15 protein-coding genes are annotated in these 16,644 nt (G+C 71.3%); 8 read left to right on the top strand and 7 right to left on the bottom strand.

All coding sequences use genetic code 11. The features are described from left to right. Window positions 1-132: 132 nt before the first annotated feature. The gene (locus tag ACZ4VF_RS34765; protein WP_467931025.1) at window positions 133-591 is read left to right on the top strand and encodes a hypothetical protein; all 459 of its coding nucleotides are present in this window, start codon (window positions 133-135) and stop codon (window positions 589-591) included. Further along, window positions 575-2,782: a SpoIIE family protein phosphatase gene (locus tag ACZ4VF_RS34760; protein WP_467931024.1), complete on the top strand. Its 2,208-nt coding sequence runs from the start codon at window positions 575-577 to the stop codon at window positions 2,780-2,782. The genes ACZ4VF_RS34765 and ACZ4VF_RS34760 overlap by 17 nt, the downstream gene beginning before the upstream one ends. Window positions 2,783-2,964: 182 nt before the next feature. Here the strand turns inward: ACZ4VF_RS34760 and ACZ4VF_RS34755 are convergent, their stop codons facing one another. Continuing rightward, entirely contained in the window at window positions 2,965-3,957 is a 993-nt protein-coding gene (locus ACZ4VF_RS34755) for a hypothetical protein (RefSeq protein WP_467931023.1), read from the bottom strand. Between the two features lie 168 nt (window positions 3,958-4,125). Further along, the gene (locus ACZ4VF_RS34750; protein ID WP_467931021.1) at window positions 4,126-4,689 is read right to left on the bottom strand and encodes a hypothetical protein; all 564 of its coding nucleotides are present in this window, start codon (window positions 4,687-4,689) and stop codon (window positions 4,126-4,128) included. Between the two features lie 545 nt (window positions 4,690-5,234). Between ACZ4VF_RS34750 and ACZ4VF_RS34745 the strand changes: the two genes are divergently transcribed. Together ACZ4VF_RS34745 and ACZ4VF_RS34740 are read left to right on the top strand one after the other, a co-directional pair. Next, the gene (locus tag ACZ4VF_RS34745; protein WP_467931020.1) at window positions 5,235-5,651 is read left to right on the top strand and encodes a hypothetical protein; all 417 of its coding nucleotides are present in this window, start codon (window positions 5,235-5,237) and stop codon (window positions 5,649-5,651) included. A gap of 16 nt (window positions 5,652-5,667) precedes the next feature. Then, window positions 5,668-5,874, top strand: coding sequence for a hypothetical protein (locus ACZ4VF_RS34740; RefSeq protein WP_467931018.1), 207 nt, complete (start codon window positions 5,668-5,670; stop codon window positions 5,872-5,874). 173 nt (window positions 5,875-6,047) lie between these two features. Here the strand turns inward: ACZ4VF_RS34740 and ACZ4VF_RS34735 are convergent, their stop codons facing one another. Together ACZ4VF_RS34735 and ACZ4VF_RS34730 are read right to left on the bottom strand one after the other, a co-directional pair. Continuing rightward, window positions 6,048-7,049 carry a BtrH N-terminal domain-containing protein gene (locus ACZ4VF_RS34735; protein WP_467931017.1) on the bottom strand — a complete coding sequence of 334 codons (1,002 nt, stop codon included), beginning with the start codon at window positions 7,047-7,049 and terminating at the stop codon, window positions 6,048-6,050. Continuing rightward, the gene (locus ACZ4VF_RS34730) at window positions 7,046-7,852 is read right to left on the bottom strand and encodes a MerR family transcriptional regulator (protein WP_467931015.1); all 807 of its coding nucleotides are present in this window, start codon (window positions 7,850-7,852) and stop codon (window positions 7,046-7,048) included. Before ACZ4VF_RS34730 ends, ACZ4VF_RS34735 begins: the two co-directional genes overlap by 4 nt. Window positions 7,853-8,882: 1,030 nt before the next feature. On the opposite strand from ACZ4VF_RS34730, the gene ACZ4VF_RS34725 reads away from it, so the two are divergent. After that, window positions 8,883-9,050: a hypothetical protein gene (locus tag ACZ4VF_RS34725; protein WP_467931014.1), complete on the top strand. Its 168-nt coding sequence runs from the start codon at window positions 8,883-8,885 to the stop codon at window positions 9,048-9,050. A 158-nt stretch (window positions 9,051-9,208) separates the two neighbouring features. Here ACZ4VF_RS34725 and ACZ4VF_RS34720 read toward each other — a convergent pair whose 3' ends face one another. Continuing rightward, entirely contained in the window at window positions 9,209-9,625 is a 417-nt protein-coding gene (locus tag ACZ4VF_RS34720; protein WP_467931013.1) for a hypothetical protein, read from the bottom strand. A gap of 408 nt (window positions 9,626-10,033) precedes the next feature. Here ACZ4VF_RS34720 and ACZ4VF_RS34715 point away from each other — a divergent pair, with 408 nt between their 5' ends. Next, window positions 10,034-13,039 carry a trypsin-like peptidase domain-containing protein gene (locus tag ACZ4VF_RS34715; RefSeq protein WP_467931011.1) on the top strand — a complete coding sequence of 1,002 codons (3,006 nt, stop codon included), beginning with the start codon at window positions 10,034-10,036 and terminating at the stop codon, window positions 13,037-13,039. Window positions 13,040-13,058: 19 nt separating this feature from the next. Continuing rightward, window positions 13,059-13,652 carry an NUDIX hydrolase gene (locus ACZ4VF_RS34710; protein WP_467931010.1) on the top strand — a complete coding sequence of 198 codons (594 nt, stop codon included), beginning with the start codon at window positions 13,059-13,061 and terminating at the stop codon, window positions 13,650-13,652. Here ACZ4VF_RS34710 and ACZ4VF_RS34705 read toward each other — a convergent pair. Continuing rightward, window positions 13,642-14,865: a hypothetical protein gene (locus ACZ4VF_RS34705; protein WP_467931009.1), complete on the bottom strand. Its 1,224-nt coding sequence runs from the start codon at window positions 14,863-14,865 to the stop codon at window positions 13,642-13,644. The two genes, ACZ4VF_RS34710 and ACZ4VF_RS34705, sit on opposite strands and share 11 nt — an antisense overlap. A gap of 62 nt (window positions 14,866-14,927) precedes the next feature. Here ACZ4VF_RS34705 and ACZ4VF_RS34700 point away from each other — a divergent pair, with 62 nt between their 5' ends. Next, a complete protein-coding gene (locus ACZ4VF_RS34700) occupies window positions 14,928-15,314 on the top strand; it encodes a CU044_2847 family protein (protein WP_467931008.1) in 387 nt (128 codons plus the stop codon). 165 nt (window positions 15,315-15,479) lie between these two features. Here ACZ4VF_RS34700 and ACZ4VF_RS34695 read toward each other — a convergent pair whose 3' ends face one another. After that, on the bottom strand, window positions 15,480-16,583 hold the full coding sequence (locus ACZ4VF_RS34695) for a trypsin-like serine peptidase (RefSeq protein WP_467931006.1): 1,104 nt from the start codon (window positions 16,581-16,583) through the stop codon (window positions 15,480-15,482). Window positions 16,584-16,644 lie beyond the last annotated feature (61 nt).

Raw genomic sequence — 16,644 nt, 5'->3', positions numbered from 1 at the left:
TTGGGCCCCGCCAAGCTTCGAGCACCCGCTACGTACTCATTCCGTTAGGAGTTCTTAACCACCTGTCCGCTTCCTTTCCGCGTCGAGGCTGCTGAGGGCGCTGTCGCCGCTGTGCGGGCGTAGTGTCCTGGTATGGGTGACGCGCGCTGCACCTGGTGCGGGACGGCTCTTGCGGGTTCCGCCGGTACCGGGCGCCGGTACCGGCGCACCAGGCACCGGCAGCCGGCCCGGCGGCAGGCGATGTGGCGAGCCCGGCGGCAGGCGACGAGGCGGGCCCGGTGGTGGTGGAGCAAGGCGCAGGCCGCCCGGCGCACCCCGGTCCGCGTCGGTTCGGTGCCCCCGGCGCAGGTCGAGCGATACCTGGCCGGCGTGGTCACCGGCGACGTCAGGGCGCCGGGGGAGGCCGCCCAGCGCGCGGCTGCCGCCCGCGTTCCCCCTGTCGAGGACCATCCGGTGCGTCCGGCGGTACCGGCCGACCGGCCGCAGGCCGGCAGGGCGCCGTCCATCAGTGGCGGGGCCGCCCGTGCCCGCTCCACCCGCCGGGGCACCCTGGAAGCCCGGCCGGGGCAGGACGATGTCCCGCAACGGTGAACGAGCCGCCGCGAGGCCGCCGGATCAGGCCCTGGACGAAGCGCTGGTGACGGTCGTGCGCCGCACCGGGGCCGCGGGCGGCGGCGTCTACCTGCTGGACGTCCAGCAGACGGCGCTGCGCCTGGTGGTGACCGGGGGCCTGCCTCCCGAGTACGTCGAACCCTGGACGCGCATCGCGCTGGCCGCCCAGCATCCGGTGGCCGACGCCGTGCGCGAGGACCGCCTGGTGTGGATCGGCGGGCTGGAAGAGCTGGCCCGATGCTATCCGCGCTCGGCGGCCGCCCTGCCCTACCGGTTCTGCATGGCTGCCGCACCCGTCTTTGGACCGGGCGCCTGCCGGGGTGCCCTGTTGCTGTTGTGGCCCGCCGGGCGTTCTCCGCGCGCAGGCCGCCGGGAACGCGCCCGCCTGGAGCACGCCGCCCACCGCATCAGCGGCCTGCTCAGGGCCGCCGGTGTGCCGCCCGTCATTCCCGAGCAGCCACGCGTGAGGCATGTCCACGGCCGGCACACCCTCGCCCCGCAGGCCGCGCTCGGCTTCGCCGAACGCCTGCCCGGGGGCAGCCTCGCCCTCGACACCGAGGGCAGGATCGTCTTCGTGACGTCAGGAGCCACCCGCCTGCTGGACCGCGATGCCGGCTCGCTGCTGGGCCGGCTGCCGTGGCAGGTCCTGCCCTGGCTGGACGACCCGGCCTACGGGGACAAGTACCAGACCGCACTCCTCAGCCACGAGCCCGTGTTCTTCCACGCCCTGCGGCCGCCCGGTACCTGGCTGGACTTCTATCTCTTCCCCGGTCACGACGGGATCAGCGTTCGCGTCATCGAGACCGCGCTCGCCGACCGGCCACCGACCCTGGCGCCCGTCAGACCCCCCACGGCCAGTGCGCCCGTCGGGCTCAGCCGCCTGTACCAGTTGATGCACCTGTCCGCGATCCTCACCGAGGCCGTGGGGGTACGCGACGTCGTCGACCTGGTGGCAGCCGAGGTCCTGCCCGCCTTCGACGCCCAGGGCCTGGTGCTCTCCGTCGCCGACGCGGGCCGACTCAAGATCACCGGGTACAGGGGCTACGAGCCCGAGGTCATCGAGTACCTCGACGGCCTGCCACTGGACACCGGTATCACCCCCGCCGGCCAGGTCATCGCCAGCGGCGTGCCCTCCTTCTTCCCCGATCCGGCCGCGATGGCCCGCAGCTACCCGCAGGCACCGACGATGAGCGGCAAACAGGCGTGGGCGTTCCTGCCGCTGGTCGTCTCGGGGCGGCCCGTGGGCTGCTGCATCCTCTCCTACGATCGGCCCCACACCTTCACCGCCGACGAGTGCGCCGTCCTGACCTCCCTGGCCGGACTGATCGCCCAGGCCCTGGACCGTGCTCGCCTCTACGACGCCAAACACCAGCTCGCCCACGACCTGCAGCAGGCGCTCCTGCCCCGGAGGCTGTCCCGCATCGACGGCTTGGACGTGGCCGCCCGCTACCTTCCCGCCAGCCACGGCATGGACATCGGCGGTGACTTCTACGACGTCATCCGGCTGGACCACCACACCGCAGCGGCCGTCATCGGGGACGTGCAGGGACACAGCGCCGCCGCGGCGGCGCTCATGGGGCAGGTCCGCACCGCCGTCCACGCGCACGCCACCGCCGGAGCCACTCCCGACCAGGTCCTCGCCCGCACCAACCGGGTCCTGACCGATGTGGAACCCGACCTCCTCGTCTCCTGCCTCTACGCCCACCTCGACCTCGCCGGCCACCAGCTCACTCTGGCCAGCGCCGGGCACGCTCCGCCGCTCATGCGCCGCCCCGACGGCCGTACCGCCCCCGTCGCCGTCGATCCCGGCCCACTGCTCGGCATCGACGCCGACGCCCTGTATCCCTCCACCACCGTGCCGCTGCCCGTGAACACCCTGCTCGCCCTCTACACCGACGGCCTGGTGGAAGTCCCCGGACACGGAAACGGTGACGCCACCGCCGACCTCGCCGACCACCTCGCCCACACCGACGTGTCCGATCTCGTCCGGCTGATCGACAACCTGGTCCACCACAGCTGGCCCCAGGGCCGGTACACCGACGACATCGCCCTGCTCCTGCTCCGGACGACCGGCACATCCCCCGCAGGGCCATCGTCCACGGAGTCGACCACCGGTCCTGTGAGCGGCGCCGCGCAACCCGACGCCGTCCGGTTCCGTGGGACCGGGTGAGACCGGGGCCCTGCCGCCCGGCACGCGCATGCCGTACCGGCGGCCTCCCGACGGCCCGACGGCCCGGCATCACACCCGCCCGCAGCGCAGCACCGCGTGGCTACCGCGCGCCGACCGATCCGACCGTCGACGCACCTCCGGTGACCGTACCCCCACGCGACGACCGACGACCGAGGAGTACGTCAAGGGCGCCAGTCCGCCTCCATGTCGTGGGAGTCGGTCTTGGTGAGCTTGGTCGTTCCCGTGCCGTCCGCGCGGATCAGGTACAGGTGCTCGGGGTCCGCGTCATCGCCCCCGCCCCGGGTGAAGACCAGACGGCTGCCGTCCGGGGACCACGACGGGTACTTGTCGTTGAAGCGGGCCGAGGTGATGCGGTGCACTCCGGTGCCGTCCGGGCGGACGAGGTAGAGATGGGCGAAGCCCGAGGAGTCGACCCGGCTGAAGACGATGCGGTTCCCGTGCGACCAGTCCGGCGTCCAGTCGTGGGAGCCGGAACCGGTGACCGCGGTCTGGGCCAGAGTGGACAGCCGGATGCGCATCACCCTGCTGTGTCCGCCGGTGTCCGCCCGGCTGAACGCGAGGTACTTGCCGTCCGGGGACCACGTCGGATGGAGGTCGTCCGCCGCGGTGTGGGTGAGCCGGGTGGCGGGAGTGCCGTCCACGTCGGCCACGTAGATCTCGCGCTGGGTGCCGACCGGCTTGGCGTAGGCGATCCGCTTGCCGTCCGGGGACCACGCCGGGTCGGATGCGCCCTTGGTGCCGGGGACGGCCTTCAGGCCCCCGCCCGTGGTCTTCATGGTCCAGACACCGTCGATGGCGCCACCGGATCCGTAGCGTACGAAGGCCACCCGCTTGCCGTCCGGGGACCAACTGGGCATCACGTCGCTGACGGTGGGGGTGTGGGTGAGCCCGACCGGCGCGCCACCGCCGGGCGAGATGGCGTAGAGGTCCTCCACGGGAGCTCCCGCGGTGTAGCGGGCGAAGACGATGGCGTGGTCCGCCGCCGCGCCCGCGTCTCCTGCCGCGCCGAGCGTCAACGGCACGGTCAGGGCGAGCGCGGTGGCGGTCACCGCGGCCCGGCGACGCCGTGCCGTGCCGGCCCCGCCCGTCCTGACGGCTCTTCGCGCCCACCCGGCGCTGCCGCCGCTGCCGGTTCCGAGCTGCAGGTGCTTCAAGGTGACCCCCCGATGGCTGTCCGCGGCCCGCTGCGGGCCGCTCCGGCGGGTAAACATCCCACCCGGCGGAGCTCCGGGGAAGCGACAGCCGCCGCCGGTTGGAGCTCTGTGACACGTTCCGTACGCCGCTGCCACATGCCCGGGACGCAGACCGGTGGTGACTCGGTGTCAGGGCGCCTCCGCCATGAAGTCGGCGACCAGGCCCGCCGGATTGGCGTTCGACGTCAGCTCGAACATCGCGTCCGGATCGAACATGTCGTAGAGGACCACCGGCACCGGCCGTCCCAGCACCGCCACGATCCGGCCGCTGTCGTGGAGGCGTCTGGCCGCCGCCACGCACACCTCGCGGAACCACTCGACCAGCCGCTCGTCACGGTCGCCCGCCTCGTCGTCGTCCTCGTACCAGAGCCCCCGGGACTCGGCCTCCCGCCGGTGCCACCGCACGCCGTCAGGGTCCCGGCCGACGGTCCTCACCCCTTCCAGCCCCGTCCGCGGGAAGAACGCGTAACTCCAGCGTGCCTCCCAGGCGTCAGGCGTCTGCCGCGCCGCCGCCGCGGCGTCCGCCTCGGTCGTGTAGCCGATCGCCACGTACGGGAACCGCGGATCCTGGTCGACGCTGTCGACGCGGAACGTCACCGCGTGGATTCCGCTGTCCGCCGGGAACTCCCCGACGACCTCGCCGACGCCCCGTGCCACGTGCTCTCCGAATTCCACATGTCCTCCGAACGGCATACGAGCGCCTCCTCGATGAGATCGAAGATCATAGAGAACGTGCCCAGCCGAGCAGCCCGCCCCGGTCCCGGCCCCGGCCGACCGGCAACTCCTGGAAGGCGAGGACGTCATGGGCGCCGATCGGGCATCCGGGCAGAGCAGCCTCGCTCCGACACGCGGACCCCGGCTCGTGGTCGAAGAAACCACCGACCGCGCCCGTGCCCGGCTCAGCCCCCGGCCGTGGCCCCGCCGCCACCACCCTGCCTCACGCCCCCTGTTTTTGGAGCATCCCACTCTCCTCTGCCAAGATCGAACGCGATGTAAGTCCGACGAGCGGGAGTCCCTCGCCGCCGGACGCCGACGGGGAATGGGAATGACGTATGCGCAAGATGTCTCGTGCGATACCTGCGGCCTTGTGCGGCCTCACGTTGGCCGTGGCGCTGAGCGGCTGCAACGACAGCGGCTCCGGAAAGGGCCAGGCCGGTCCGGCCGCGTCATCGGCGGACGCGAAGGCGGGCAGGTCCAGCTACCGCCTGGGTGAGGCAAGCCCGCCGCAGGAAAGCACCATGCAGAACTCCAAGGGGGCCTCGTTCACGGTCACTCCCACGAAGGTGACGACCGGAACCAAGGCCGACATGGAAAAATCCGGCCTGCAGCGGGACAAGAACGACGAGCCCAAGATCCCGGTGTACGTGTGGGCCACCCTCGCGCACAAGAGCGGCAAGCCGATGGCCGTCGGCGACATGGACGACGACCTGATCGTCCGCACGGACAAGGGCCAGCGGACCAGGGCGCTCATCGTGCTGATGGGTCAGGCCAAGTGGCCCGACTGTCCGGCCTTCGACCGGGACAAGCCGCTGAAGGCGGGGCAGTCGGAGAAGACCTGTCAGGTCTTCCTCATCCCGGAGGGGCAGAAGGCCGCCGCCGTGGAACTGAGCCAGGGTTTCATGAGCGAGCCGCTGCAGTGGCCGGTGAAGGACTGACGAAGGACTGACCTCCGTGAGACCCGATCGGCCCGCGCGATCCGATCGAGTCCTCCTGTTACCGGCCGAGCGGCCGGCGCCGAAGGACGACGTCCCGACCACCCAGCGCCACCTGGCCAACGCCACCTCGCCGGCCGTCGTCTCGGACGCCGCCGTGGCCGCACCGGCGTCGGAACCGGACACCGTCCGTCACCGGACAGCCATGGAGATCGTCTCCCGGTAGGCCCCCGTGACCCGGCTGGCGCCCTGCCCGGGAGAGGGCCGCAGCGGACCGCCTCCAAGCCCTCTGCCGGGGGCGGGCCGGAGCAGACCGCCGCCCGTCCGGACGTCCCCTGGTCTGCCTCGGCGCCTGCTCCAGCCCCGCGGCGGCGAGCGGGCCGGTGCGTCAGGGCCGGCTCACGCGGAGAACTCACCCTCCAGGCGGCTCAGCGCACGCATGGCGTCGCGTTCGATCCGGGAGAGATCGCCGAGGACCGAGCCGGCCTGGTCGAGGCACCGCGCATCGCCCGTCTCACCGGCCTTCGAGATCAGTGCCGCCGTGTGCGTCCACAGGGCGGCCGCCTCGGTGTACAGGCTGTGGCCGGTACGCAGATGGCGACTGTCCACCACCTCGGTGCACTCGGCGAGGAAGTCGCGGTAGAGGTTGCGGAACAAGGCGCCTCCGGTGCCGGCCTTCTCCATCAGCAGGGCGGCCTGGGGCAGGTCCCGCTGCGGGTGGTCGGTGCGCTGGAGCCAGGTGCGCACCCGCCGGCCGGCCTTCTCGATGCCGCGGTGGCCGAGGTTGGCGATGGGCGGATTCAGGAACGCGTCGGCGCAGGCGGTGATGGCCGGGACGATCTGTACGTGCGGGGAGCGCAGGTCCCCCGGCACGGTCAGGGTGAAGGAGCGGTGCCTGGCGGTCATCGGGCCCCGAGCCGCCCTGGCCCGGGCGAGGCCGGCCCGGCTGACCGAGACCGCCCCGCCCTGCTGGTCGGTGTCCACCAGGTAGGCCCTGTCGTCGTCGTAGCCGTACATGGCGACGACATGGCCGCCGAAGTGGACCTTCGAGCCGAAGTAGTCCAAGTGGTAGCTGTCCAGCTGGAGTCCCACCGGGCGGCCGGCGTCGAGGGCGGCCGTCACGTGCTCCCACGCCTTGCGCGGGGAGGTGGTCTCCTGGACCAGCAGTTCCAGCCCGAGCCTGCCGGCGAGGTTCCTGGTGAGGTCGAAGGGTTTGACCCGCCCCCCAAGGAAGGGGAAGCCCATGGTCCTGCCGTCCCAGTAGAGGAAGGACAGGCCGGAGCCCAGTCCGAACAGCATGGGTTCCGACAGGTCGAGTCCCTGGTGCCTGAGCAGTACCCCCAGGGCCGTCGTCTCGCAGTGCCGCATGCCGCGCGCGTCGATGCCCGTCACCATGGTCATGCCGCACTCGCCTCGACAGGGACGATCAGCCGGGTCGTCAGCTCTCCTGGCGGCGCCTGCGCCGGTCCGACGAGGTACTCCTCGCGTACGGGTGCCAGCGGGCGCAGGCCGCGCTCGTGGACGGCGGCGAAGAGAGCGTGGTAGGCGAGGGGCAGTTGGGCGTAGGGCCCGACGTGCAGGGTCTCGGCGACGGGCCCGCCGGGCAGCACCTCGCATCCCGGGCCGGGCACGCCGGCCTCCTGCGGGATCTGTGCTCCGACGCCGATCTCCATCCGCTCCTCGAGGTCGAGCGGGTACAGCCCCCACAGCGGTGACCGCGCCGCGATTCCCCTCTCGCCGAGCCCGGTCAGCAGCCGGCCCATGCTCTCCTGCACCGCGGTGCCGATCTGCGCGGGGGTGCACACGGCACGCACCACCGCCAGGCGTCGCTCCGGCTCGCTGCCCAACGTCACTTCGTAGCGGGGCCAACCGTCCCGCGCCAGCCGCTCCAGCACCCCGAGCCGGGCCCTGTCCGCGCGGATCCGCTCGGCCAGCCGGTCCCGCTCGGCGCCCAGGATCCCCGCCCTGCCCTCGGGCCCGGCAGCCAGTGCCCGGGCGATGACGGCCAGCGGGAGGTCCATGTCCCGCAGCAGGGCGATGGTCAGGGCGTCGCGCGCCTGCTCGGGGGCGTAGTAGCGGTAGCCCGAGCCGGCGTCCACGCGGCGGGGAGCCAGCAGCCCCAGGTCGTCGTAGTGCCGCAGCTGCTTCACGCTGAGGCGGCACAGCCGGGCGAAGCGCCCGATGGTGAGAAGTCCGTCCTGCATGCCGTCATGGTGGACCCTCCCCCCGTGGGAGAGTCCAGCGCCGAGCCGCGGCGCGGGTCCTCGGCCGGCTCAGGGCACGCGGGCGTCGTACCCCAGCAGGCCGTCGTCGTGCAGGCGGGCGCCGGATGCCGGCGGAGGGGACACCGGGCGTCCGTCGCGCGATCAGGCGGCGCGCGCACGCCCGTCGGCCGGAACGGCGAAGTCGGCGATCAGATGCCGGCGGCAGCGCGACGACACGGTGTCAAGGGACCGCGGGCTGTGATGGAGGGGCGCCGCGCAGCTGCGGAACCGGAGCGGGACGAGGTCGGATGATCCCTTAGCGTGCTGCGTCGGGAGGGCCCGCGGGTACGGTCCGGCGGGCGGGTACGGGGGCTACGCTCGGGGCGAGCCGCCTGGTGAGGCTGCCGGGCACCGACTGCGAGGAGTGGCGTGCCGCCGTCCCGGCAGCCGGAGGCCAAGGGCACACCGCCGAAGGCCGACTTCCCCGAGCCGCTGCTGGACGCCGACGAACTGACCGGCATGGCCGAGGCGTTCACCACCTCTCGCCGCTGCTCAGCCGGGCATCTTCTCCACGACCGCACCGTCAGCGGCGACCTCTGCGCACCGGTGGAGTGGCCAGAGCTGCCGGTCGATGCCTGCGAGGCCGGATGCGAACGCCTCGGCTTCCTTCAGCGCCGCCGAACGACACGCCCTGGGGATACGGCTCCGCGTGGCATCGGAGACCGAACACGTCACGTTCCTGCGGCCGTGCGACAGCTGCACCGGATCCGCTCTTGCTAGGCCGGGGCGGCCTGCTGTGAGCGGCGTACGCCACCTGGGCTGGCCGGCAGGTACCGGGGAGTCGGCAGACGTGGGTGTCCGTCCTCCGAATGGCCTTCTTCACCGGCCTCCTCGTCACGCACACGCCTGAGGCTCCCCCGGGCGAGCCGACCAGCTCGCGCTGAGCGGGACGGGCTCCGAGGCGTTCCCACGTCTACGGGGGCGGCGGCCGGGCATACGGGGTTCACCCCCTTTGAAAGGAGCTCGCTTCATGCTCGGCATAGTCGCGGCGGTACTGTTCTTCGTGTCTTTCTTGATCAACGCAGCGGACATCAGCACCAACGATGCGTTCTCCTCGACGAACGTGATGCTGCTGGGGCTGACCGCTCTGGCGCTCCACCTGGCAGGGATCGGCTCCGGCTGGGCCCGCAGACGCTGACCACGAAGGGCAGGCCTGGTGACCAGACCGTCACCAGGCCTGCCCCGGCTCCCAGACCCTCGTAACCGGACCTGACCGGACCGGACCGGCCCGCGTCAGCCGTGCCCGCCCCCCCCCGCCCGCGCCGCGAAGAACCTGGACGTACGGTCAGAGCAAGATCATTCGGGTGCTCCCCGCCCGTCTCGCGCGAATGCGGCGCGGCAGCGTTCGACCTGGTCGGCCACCTGGTCCATGAACCAGCGCATGATCTCGTAGGGGATGATGCGTTCATCGTGGCCGTGGATGTGGACGGTCGGTTCCAGACCCGGGTCCTCGTCGGGAACGAACGCCACCAGGAAGGCGGCTCCGGGCAGGTGCTGCCCGGCGTCGGGGTTCTCGGCCCACGCGGCCGGCGCAGGTACGGCCTCGCTCAGTTCCACAGCCCAGGCGTCGTCGGGCAAGGCGTAGTGGAACTGGACGGCGTAGCGACGTCCTGCATGTTCTCGCAACTCGGCCGGCATGACGGCAGGCTGCCACAGGCACGCGGCCCGAGCCGCGGCGGCCCACCAGTCCTGACGGAGCCAGAGGAAGATCACGGAGATGAGCCCCGACCGCCTCCGCCTCGATGGCTGCCGCTATCGCGTCCTGTGAGCAACGGGCATGGATCCGCTGAGCTGTGCGCGCCGTACCTGTCACCGTCCTCCACCTGTCTCGGAGACGCGTGCGCACGCGGCGGACGCTGAAACGGGGTGATCACGGGCTCGTTCCCCACACGCGTGTGCAACCTGAGGCGTCGCGCGAAGACGGCGGCGCTCGACGGCGGCGCCCTTGGCCGGGTGCGGCGGCCTGAGGCACGGCCCGCGCCGGTCGTCGTGGGGCCGGTGGCGGACGGCCGCGGCCCCGGTGCCGGCTCGCCGGTGTTCGAAGGCGGACATGGGCCGAAGCCACTGGATTCCGGTGGCAGGGTACGGAAGGCTGGTCGCCCGACCCCGGGGGAGTAGGGCATGGCCGTTGACGACGAGGCATGGCGGAGACTGGACGAACTGGATCGGCTGGCCGCGGGGCAAGTGGTCGGCGTGGGCGCAGCGGACCACCCCGACGGCTCCGGGTTCCTGGTCTCCGAAGACACCGTCATGACGTGTGCGCACGTCGTACAGAACAGCGATGTGGTCTCGGTGTTCGTGCAGGGGCGCACGATCGAGGCCGACGTGGTCCGCAGGGTTCCGGAGGACGGCGGAGAGGGCCGCATCTACGAGTTCCCGGACCTCGCGGAGCTCCGCCTTCGCCGGCCCCTGGCCGGCATCGGCGTGTGGCTCGGGGAGAAGGGGCCGCCGCCGGGCGGGGAGGTGGCTGTCCACGGATTCAGCGAGCACACCCTGGAAAGTGGTGTGCAGCGGGACACCTTGCACCTCGTCGTGGCCGGGCGGAGTGGGCAGTTCGTCCGGCTCCAGTGGGACCAGGTCGTGCCGGGCTTCAGCGGGGGGCCGGTGCTGGACCTCCGTACCGGGCGGGTGTGCGGCGTACTCAAGGCGTCACGGGACGAGCAGGGCGACCGTGGCGGCTGGCTGATCCCGGTCGAGGCCGTACGACGCCATTTCCCCGAGCTGGTGGACCGCAATGACCGCGCCCACCGGCCTGGTACGCCGTGGTGCGACGTGGTTCTCGAGCGCGACCGACGGCAGACGAGTCTCTTCGGCCTCTTCGGACGCGCCCACCGGCGCGCCGCGTCCCGTGTGACCCCGGCGCAGATGCTCGCCCAGGGCACGATGCCCTTCGAGGAGCGCCCGGAGCTCGCGGATCTGCGGGCGTGGTGCGACGACGCCCCGGACCACCTGCTGCGGTTGCTCCATGCGCCAGGCGGCTCCGGCAAGACCAGGCTCGCCGCCGAGCTCTGCCGCGAGATGCGTGGCCGCGGCTGGATCGCCGGGTTCGCGGACAAGGGCGCGCCGGGCCGGCCGGGATGGCTGGCCGCACTCACCGATGCCCTCTCGGCCGGGATCCCGGTACTCGTCGTCTTCGACTACGCCCAAGCCCGGCTGGACGACATCTGTGCGCTGCTCGAGCACGTGTACCAGCACGGACCCGAGCGTATGCGGCTGCGGTTGCTTCTGCTAGCGCGCTCGGACGAACCGCTGTGGCAGGCGCTGCAGCGCCGTGTCGACGACTGGGCACTGGCCGATGCGAGCGTCGTTCCGCTGCCCCGGACCATCAGGGCCGCGGGGAACACCTCCTTGGCCTCCAGGGCTTTCACGGTGTTCGCCGACCACCTCGGCTGCGGCTGGCTGACCGCGCCGGAATCACTGGACGCACGGGCTGAGAAGCAGGACTCGCTGCTGGGCGTACTCGCGCTCGCCCTGGATGCCGTCCTCGCCTTGCAGCAGGGCGATACCTGGGCCGGAGCCGGCGATCCGCTGGAGCGGATCTGCGACCACGAGGTCCGGGGCTGGTACGGATTGCTCGCGGCACGCATGCCCCAGGAGCCGGCGCTGGCCGGCGAGGTCGGTGAGCGCTTGTCGGATGGACTGCTGCTCGTTCCGACCCTGGCGCCCGGGGCGTCCGGTACCGAGCTCACCGAGTTGTTGAGCCGCGTCTATGCGGCGGCCTTTCCCGGGCGACAGGCGATCAACATGGTCGGCGTCCACACGTCTCTGCGGATGCTCTACCCGGCCGGAGGCGATCGAGTGGCCCCTCTGGAGCCCGACCGGATCGGCGAGATCCTGGTGCGCCGGGTTCTCAGCACGCCAGAGAGTTCAGGGCTCACCACCGCCTATCTCGCCGCGCTGCTGCGGGCGCGTCATCCCACCTCCCGGACGGCCGGGATCGAGGCGGCCGCCGAGACCCTCGACGTGCTCGCCCGCGCCCGCGGCTGCACTGCCGTGGGCCGCGTCGACGCCCATCCCGCGCACCAGGCGCTGGACGCGGCCCTCGGCCAGGCCGTCGCCGAGGACCCGGACGTACTGCTGCCCGCACTGGTGATCACCGGCGGCGTGCTGCCCCACGCGGAGCCGCTCGCCGAGCTCATGCTGCCGGTTCTCGAGGTGTGCGAGCCCGCACTGCTCACCTCGGTGGAGAACAGGCTGCCCGACTACCCGTCGAGCCTTTCCCCGGTCGCGGTGCTGGTCCTCGGCCGGCTGCTGGATCTGCCGAGTGCCCGATTCACGGAGGAGGACCAGCTCCTCAAGTTGCGCCGCCTCTCCCGGTACAGCCTCCGACTCGACGACATCGGGCGCACCGACACGGCGCTGAAGGCGGCCCGCCAGGCCGTCACACTCAGCCGTGACCTGGTTCGCCAGTACGGACGGCACGTGGCCGAGTACGCGGCGGCTCTGAGCAACCTGAGCCTGCTGCTGCTCCGCGCGGGTGAGACGGCGGGCGCGCTGGAACAGAGCAGACTGGCGGTCGACCTCTATGAGCAGTTGTCGGCGAGCGAGGAGGGAAACGCGGAGCGGCAGAGGTACCTCCTGGACACCGCGGCGGCCCTGACGACTCTCGCACTGCTGCGGCTCGAGGACGGACAGGTGCACGCGGCTGTCCGCGAGGCCGCTCGGGGGGTGCTGCTGTGCGAACAAGCGATCCCGGGTGCCCGGCAGGACGACACGTTGCTCGCCTGCCTCGAAGTACTCGCCGAATGCAGGCAGCGGACCGGACTGGTCGACGCTGCCGTCGTCTCCGGAGAGGAGGCCGTGGCGCTGCTCCGCGAACTGGCTGAACGGCAGCCGGGGCGGTACCACGCGAGGCTCCCGGAGAGGCTGCACCACCACGCGAGAGGCCTGATCAGAGCAGGACGGTACCGGGAGGCCTATATCGCGATGAGGGAGGCCGCGAACCTGCGCAGGGGGCTTCTGCGCCGGGACCCGGCCCGGCTCCCGGCCCAGCGGCAGTCATTGCGGACGCTGGCAGAACTGTGCCGCGACCTCGATGAGTTCTCGCACGAGCGCGCCTCCTGGCTGGAGGAACTGGATCTCTTGGACGATCATGGAGAGGACAACCGTCGCACGCGCAGTCCATGACCTTCCAGACAGGAGCGATATGCCGGCCGACCAAGAGAGTTCCGGTTCCCCCGCACCGATCCTGCGTCGGCAGGCCGTTGAGGTCTTCGGTAACCGCTACGGGCGGCTGTACAACGACGACGTCGTCTCGCCGGGCGGGATGCCGGGCAACTACCTGCGCTGGCAGTGGGCGCAGACGGGCGTGGTGGTGGTGCCGGTGGGACCGGACGGCGTGGCCTTGGTGCCCACCTACCGCTATCCCGTGGGCGCGGCCTCCCTGGAGTTCCCGCGCGGCGGTTGCGAACCCGGTGAACTCCCGGAGAAGGCGGCCGCGCGCGAACTGTGGGAGGAAGCCGGACTCGAGGCCTCCTCCGTGCGGGACATCGGAGTACTCCACGCGGACACCGGCCTGATCGAGACCGGCATCCACGTCTGCCGCGCCACCGTGTACCCCGCGGAACGCAAGGCCGCTCGGCCCGAATCGATGGAGTCGGTGGCCGAACCGGTGTGGGTCCCGCACGGTGAGATGCCGGAATGGCTGCGGCGAGGGCGTATCACGTGCGGTGTCACGATCGCTGCCTATGCGCTGCTGATGTCCGAGCGCGAGGCGGTGCCGCCGGCGGCTAGAGGGTGACCACCCGCTCGAACTGATCGAGATCCTTCAGCGGTCGCCGGGCAGCCTGGATCCAGTCGGCCTCCGCGGCCTCGGTCGGCGGGTTCACCACATGGAACGACAAGTGCCGGGCAGTGCCGAGGGCGGCTGTGGGGATCTCGAGTCCCGCCCCCAGCCGTCCGGTCGCCGGGTCCTCGTCCAAGGCGAAGCGCATCAGACGGGCCTCACCCCGCAGGTGGTCCCACGCCCGGCCGCCGGAGGCACGGAACGTGCGGTCGAACGCCTCCAGCATGCACGAACTGAACTCGCTGACGGCGGCCCGCAGGACCGGGACGTCAGGCTGCAGACCACGCCGGATCCGTGCCAACTCCCGGACGAGGGCGTTGCGTGAGGGCAGCGCCGTCACCTCTAACAGCACCTCCACAGGGAGCTGCGACAGCAGGAAGTTGTCGAGCACCGCTGCGGGCAGCTCGGCCTGCTGCAGGATCCGGCGGCTCTGTGCAGCCGGGATCGTATCCGGTACGTCGCGCGGACTCGCCATACCGACGTCCAACGCACTGGGAAGAGCCTGCCGGTAGGACTCACCAGCCCAATCGTCCACCGACTGCAGCGTCAGTACCACCTCCGCACTCGTCTTCAGGGACGTCTTCCGGAAGCGGTCCAGCCAGTCACGGAGCGACTTGTAGTACAGCACCTCCTGATCGCCGGCCCACAGCAAGGCCTCGTCCAGCACGGCCCGGGTATCACCTCGAGCCTGCTGGAGCGCCACCTCCAATCGACGCAGGACACCGGATTTGAAGGCAGCCGCCACGACGTGCCCCTCGTAAGGCACGACGTGCGCGGCCGTCATCGCGTCCAGTAGGTCGGCATAGTCGCGACTGGGGACGTGGTCTACGTTCTTCGTCTCGTGCTCGTCCCTGATCCTGCGGAGCGTGTAGCCCGCCCGGCGAGCCACGCGGATCCGGCCCTCCTCCAACAGGGGGGCGAGGTCGGGGAGTACGGCGCCCGGTGCGGCGCCCTCGACCTCCTCTGCTTCCTGAGGCGAGACGAGCGCACGGAAGTACCTGTTGTTCAGGCTCTGGGAGTCCCCGATCAGTAGAGTGTCCGCGAAGAGCACGTGGAGGAGTACACGCGACCTCAGATCCGAGGCCCTGTCAATCGGTGCCGAAGCATGGGGCTCGACGTCGGAAAGATAGATCCTTTCCGCGCCCGTCCCCAGAGAGTCGTTGCTCACCGGCCGTCACCCTCCCAGACACGATGCAGTTTTGCGGGCATTACATCATTCAAGGGGGAGAAATGTCAGAGATCGTTCAGGTTGAAACACCCGAGGGCAGTCTCTGGGTGCGCATCGAGGAGCACGGTGGGCCCAGGGATACGGCGTTGCGAGGAAGTTACTCGTTGGACGACCTCCCCAGAACACTGGAGACCGTCGTCGGCAACGTGCGTTCCGGGCTGCGGAAGGCTGCCCCGGACGAGGTCACGCTGGAATTCGGAATCGAACTCGCCTTCAAATCCGGACTTCTGGTGAGTGCGGTGACGAGCGCGGGCGGGAAGGCCACCCTCAAGATTTCGGCGACCTGGAGGAAGGGCGGGGAACCTGCCCTCTCGGTGACCGCGCCCGACCAGTCCGAAGAACCGGAAGAGGGCGGCGAATCCGAAGACCCTGCCCCTCAGAGCCCGTGACGCGCGTGGAAGCGTGCGCCTGCCCGCGGACGACGGCTCCGGGGCCGACGGGTGACGGCCTCGTGGTGCGGTGAGTTCGCGGTGGTGACGGTAGGTGTGTCAGCCACCGGCCGGACGCCTGGCCCGGTCCGGCCTGGCCGGTCCGGTCCGGCCGGGGCCGTACAGCTAGGCCACGCCCGCGGCCTGGGCGGCCTCGTAGACCGCCTGCTCCTCGGCACCCAAGTGGGTGGCACTCATGCGGGGACCCTGAACCCAGCCGAGCAGACCGATGATCTGGGCAGGGTCGTCGTAGCGGGAGAAGACACCGACCTGGACGCCCGCGCCGGTGGCGGGGTCGAAGTTCTGCAGCAGGGCGCCGCCGCTGCAACCGGGTGACTGCGCGCCGGCCATCACGTCGTTGTAGTAGACCGGATCGTTCCGGGCCGTTCCCTGGGTGACCATCAGCCTCCGGCCGTCGAAGGTCCGCTGGAGGGAGGCGGGCACGTTGCCGGGACGGTAGTAGTTGCGCTCGTTGATGGTCGGGTAGCCGAAGATGTGGCCGGTCCGGTTCTGCGGCTGGTTGAAGGCGACCTCCTGGCCTCCGGTGATCTCACCGACGGGGCGCGGATCATCGGGGTTGTCCACCAGGACGGCGGCCATGTCCCGGCCCAGCAGCCAGTCGGCGCTCTGGCTCCAGGTGTGGGTGATCCACTGACGGGTCACTCCCCAGACCCCGTACGGGGCGATGTCCCTGCCGGGAAGACCTGTGCCCGAGGGGTCGCGCGGGAGGTTCGTCCCGTCGAAGGCCGGTACGAAGACGATGTTGGTGGCGACGACGTTCCCGAAGCCTATGTCGAGCGGGGTGTGGACGCGGAGGCAGTGGGCGGCGGTCAGCACGACGCTGCGGTTGGCGCTGGTGACCACGTTGCCGGAACACGAGGACGTCGAGACGGCACCGGTGTCCACGTCCGTGTATTCCATGAACAGCTTGCCGGCGGTGCGCGAGACCAGCCCTTGTCCCCGCGGCCACGGCCTGCTGAGATCGTCCCAGCCACCGGGAGGCGGGGTCGCGTCCGCGTCCTCGTTGTCGAGGCCGGCGTCGGCCATCTTCCCGAGGGTCCAGTAGTCCACCTCCGCCCTGAGCCTTTCCTGATAACCGGGACCGGCCGGTACCAGCGGGCGGAGCTCGAACGGGGCGATGTCGGCGCGTGCCGGGGTCGCCGTCGCGAGCAGCGCGGCCACGAGCGCGAGCAGGCCGACGACCGTGGTGAGCGTGCGTCGTGAGGGCATGCCGATGAGCACTGTCTTCCCTTCGCCGGGACGGGGCGTTCGAACGGACGGAATGATGCGG

The sequence above is a fragment of the Streptomyces sp. NPDC029151 genome, from assembly GCF_055564315.1.
This window is presented reverse-complemented; position numbering and strand designations above follow the sequence as displayed.

Coding starts and splice junctions, on each gene's coding strand:
- ACZ4VF_RS34765 (WP_467931025.1), top strand. CDS start 133: ATGGGTGACGCGCGCTGCACCTGGTGCGGGACGGCTCTTGCGGGTTCC.
- ACZ4VF_RS34760 (WP_467931024.1), top strand. CDS start 575: ATGTCCCGCAACGGTGAACGAGCCGCCGCGAGGCCGCCGGATCAGGCC.
- ACZ4VF_RS34750 (WP_467931021.1), bottom strand. CDS start 4,689: ATGCCGTTCGGAGGACATGTGGAATTCGGAGAGCACGTGGCACGGGGC.
- ACZ4VF_RS34745 (WP_467931020.1), top strand. CDS start 5,235: ATGCAGAACTCCAAGGGGGCCTCGTTCACGGTCACTCCCACGAAGGTG.
- ACZ4VF_RS34735 (WP_467931017.1), bottom strand. CDS start 7,049: ATGACCATGGTGACGGGCATCGACGCGCGCGGCATGCGGCACTGCGAG.
- ACZ4VF_RS34730 (WP_467931015.1), bottom strand. CDS start 7,852: ATGCAGGACGGACTTCTCACCATCGGGCGCTTCGCCCGGCTGTGCCGC.
- ACZ4VF_RS34725 (WP_467931014.1), top strand. CDS start 8,883: ATGCTCGGCATAGTCGCGGCGGTACTGTTCTTCGTGTCTTTCTTGATC.
- ACZ4VF_RS34715 (WP_467931011.1), top strand. CDS start 10,034: ATGGCCGTTGACGACGAGGCATGGCGGAGACTGGACGAACTGGATCGG.
- ACZ4VF_RS34710 (WP_467931010.1), top strand. CDS start 13,059: ATGCCGGCCGACCAAGAGAGTTCCGGTTCCCCCGCACCGATCCTGCGT.
- ACZ4VF_RS34700 (WP_467931008.1), top strand. CDS start 14,928: ATGTCAGAGATCGTTCAGGTTGAAACACCCGAGGGCAGTCTCTGGGTG.
- ACZ4VF_RS34695 (WP_467931006.1), bottom strand. CDS start 16,583: ATGCCCTCACGACGCACGCTCACCACGGTCGTCGGCCTGCTCGCGCTC.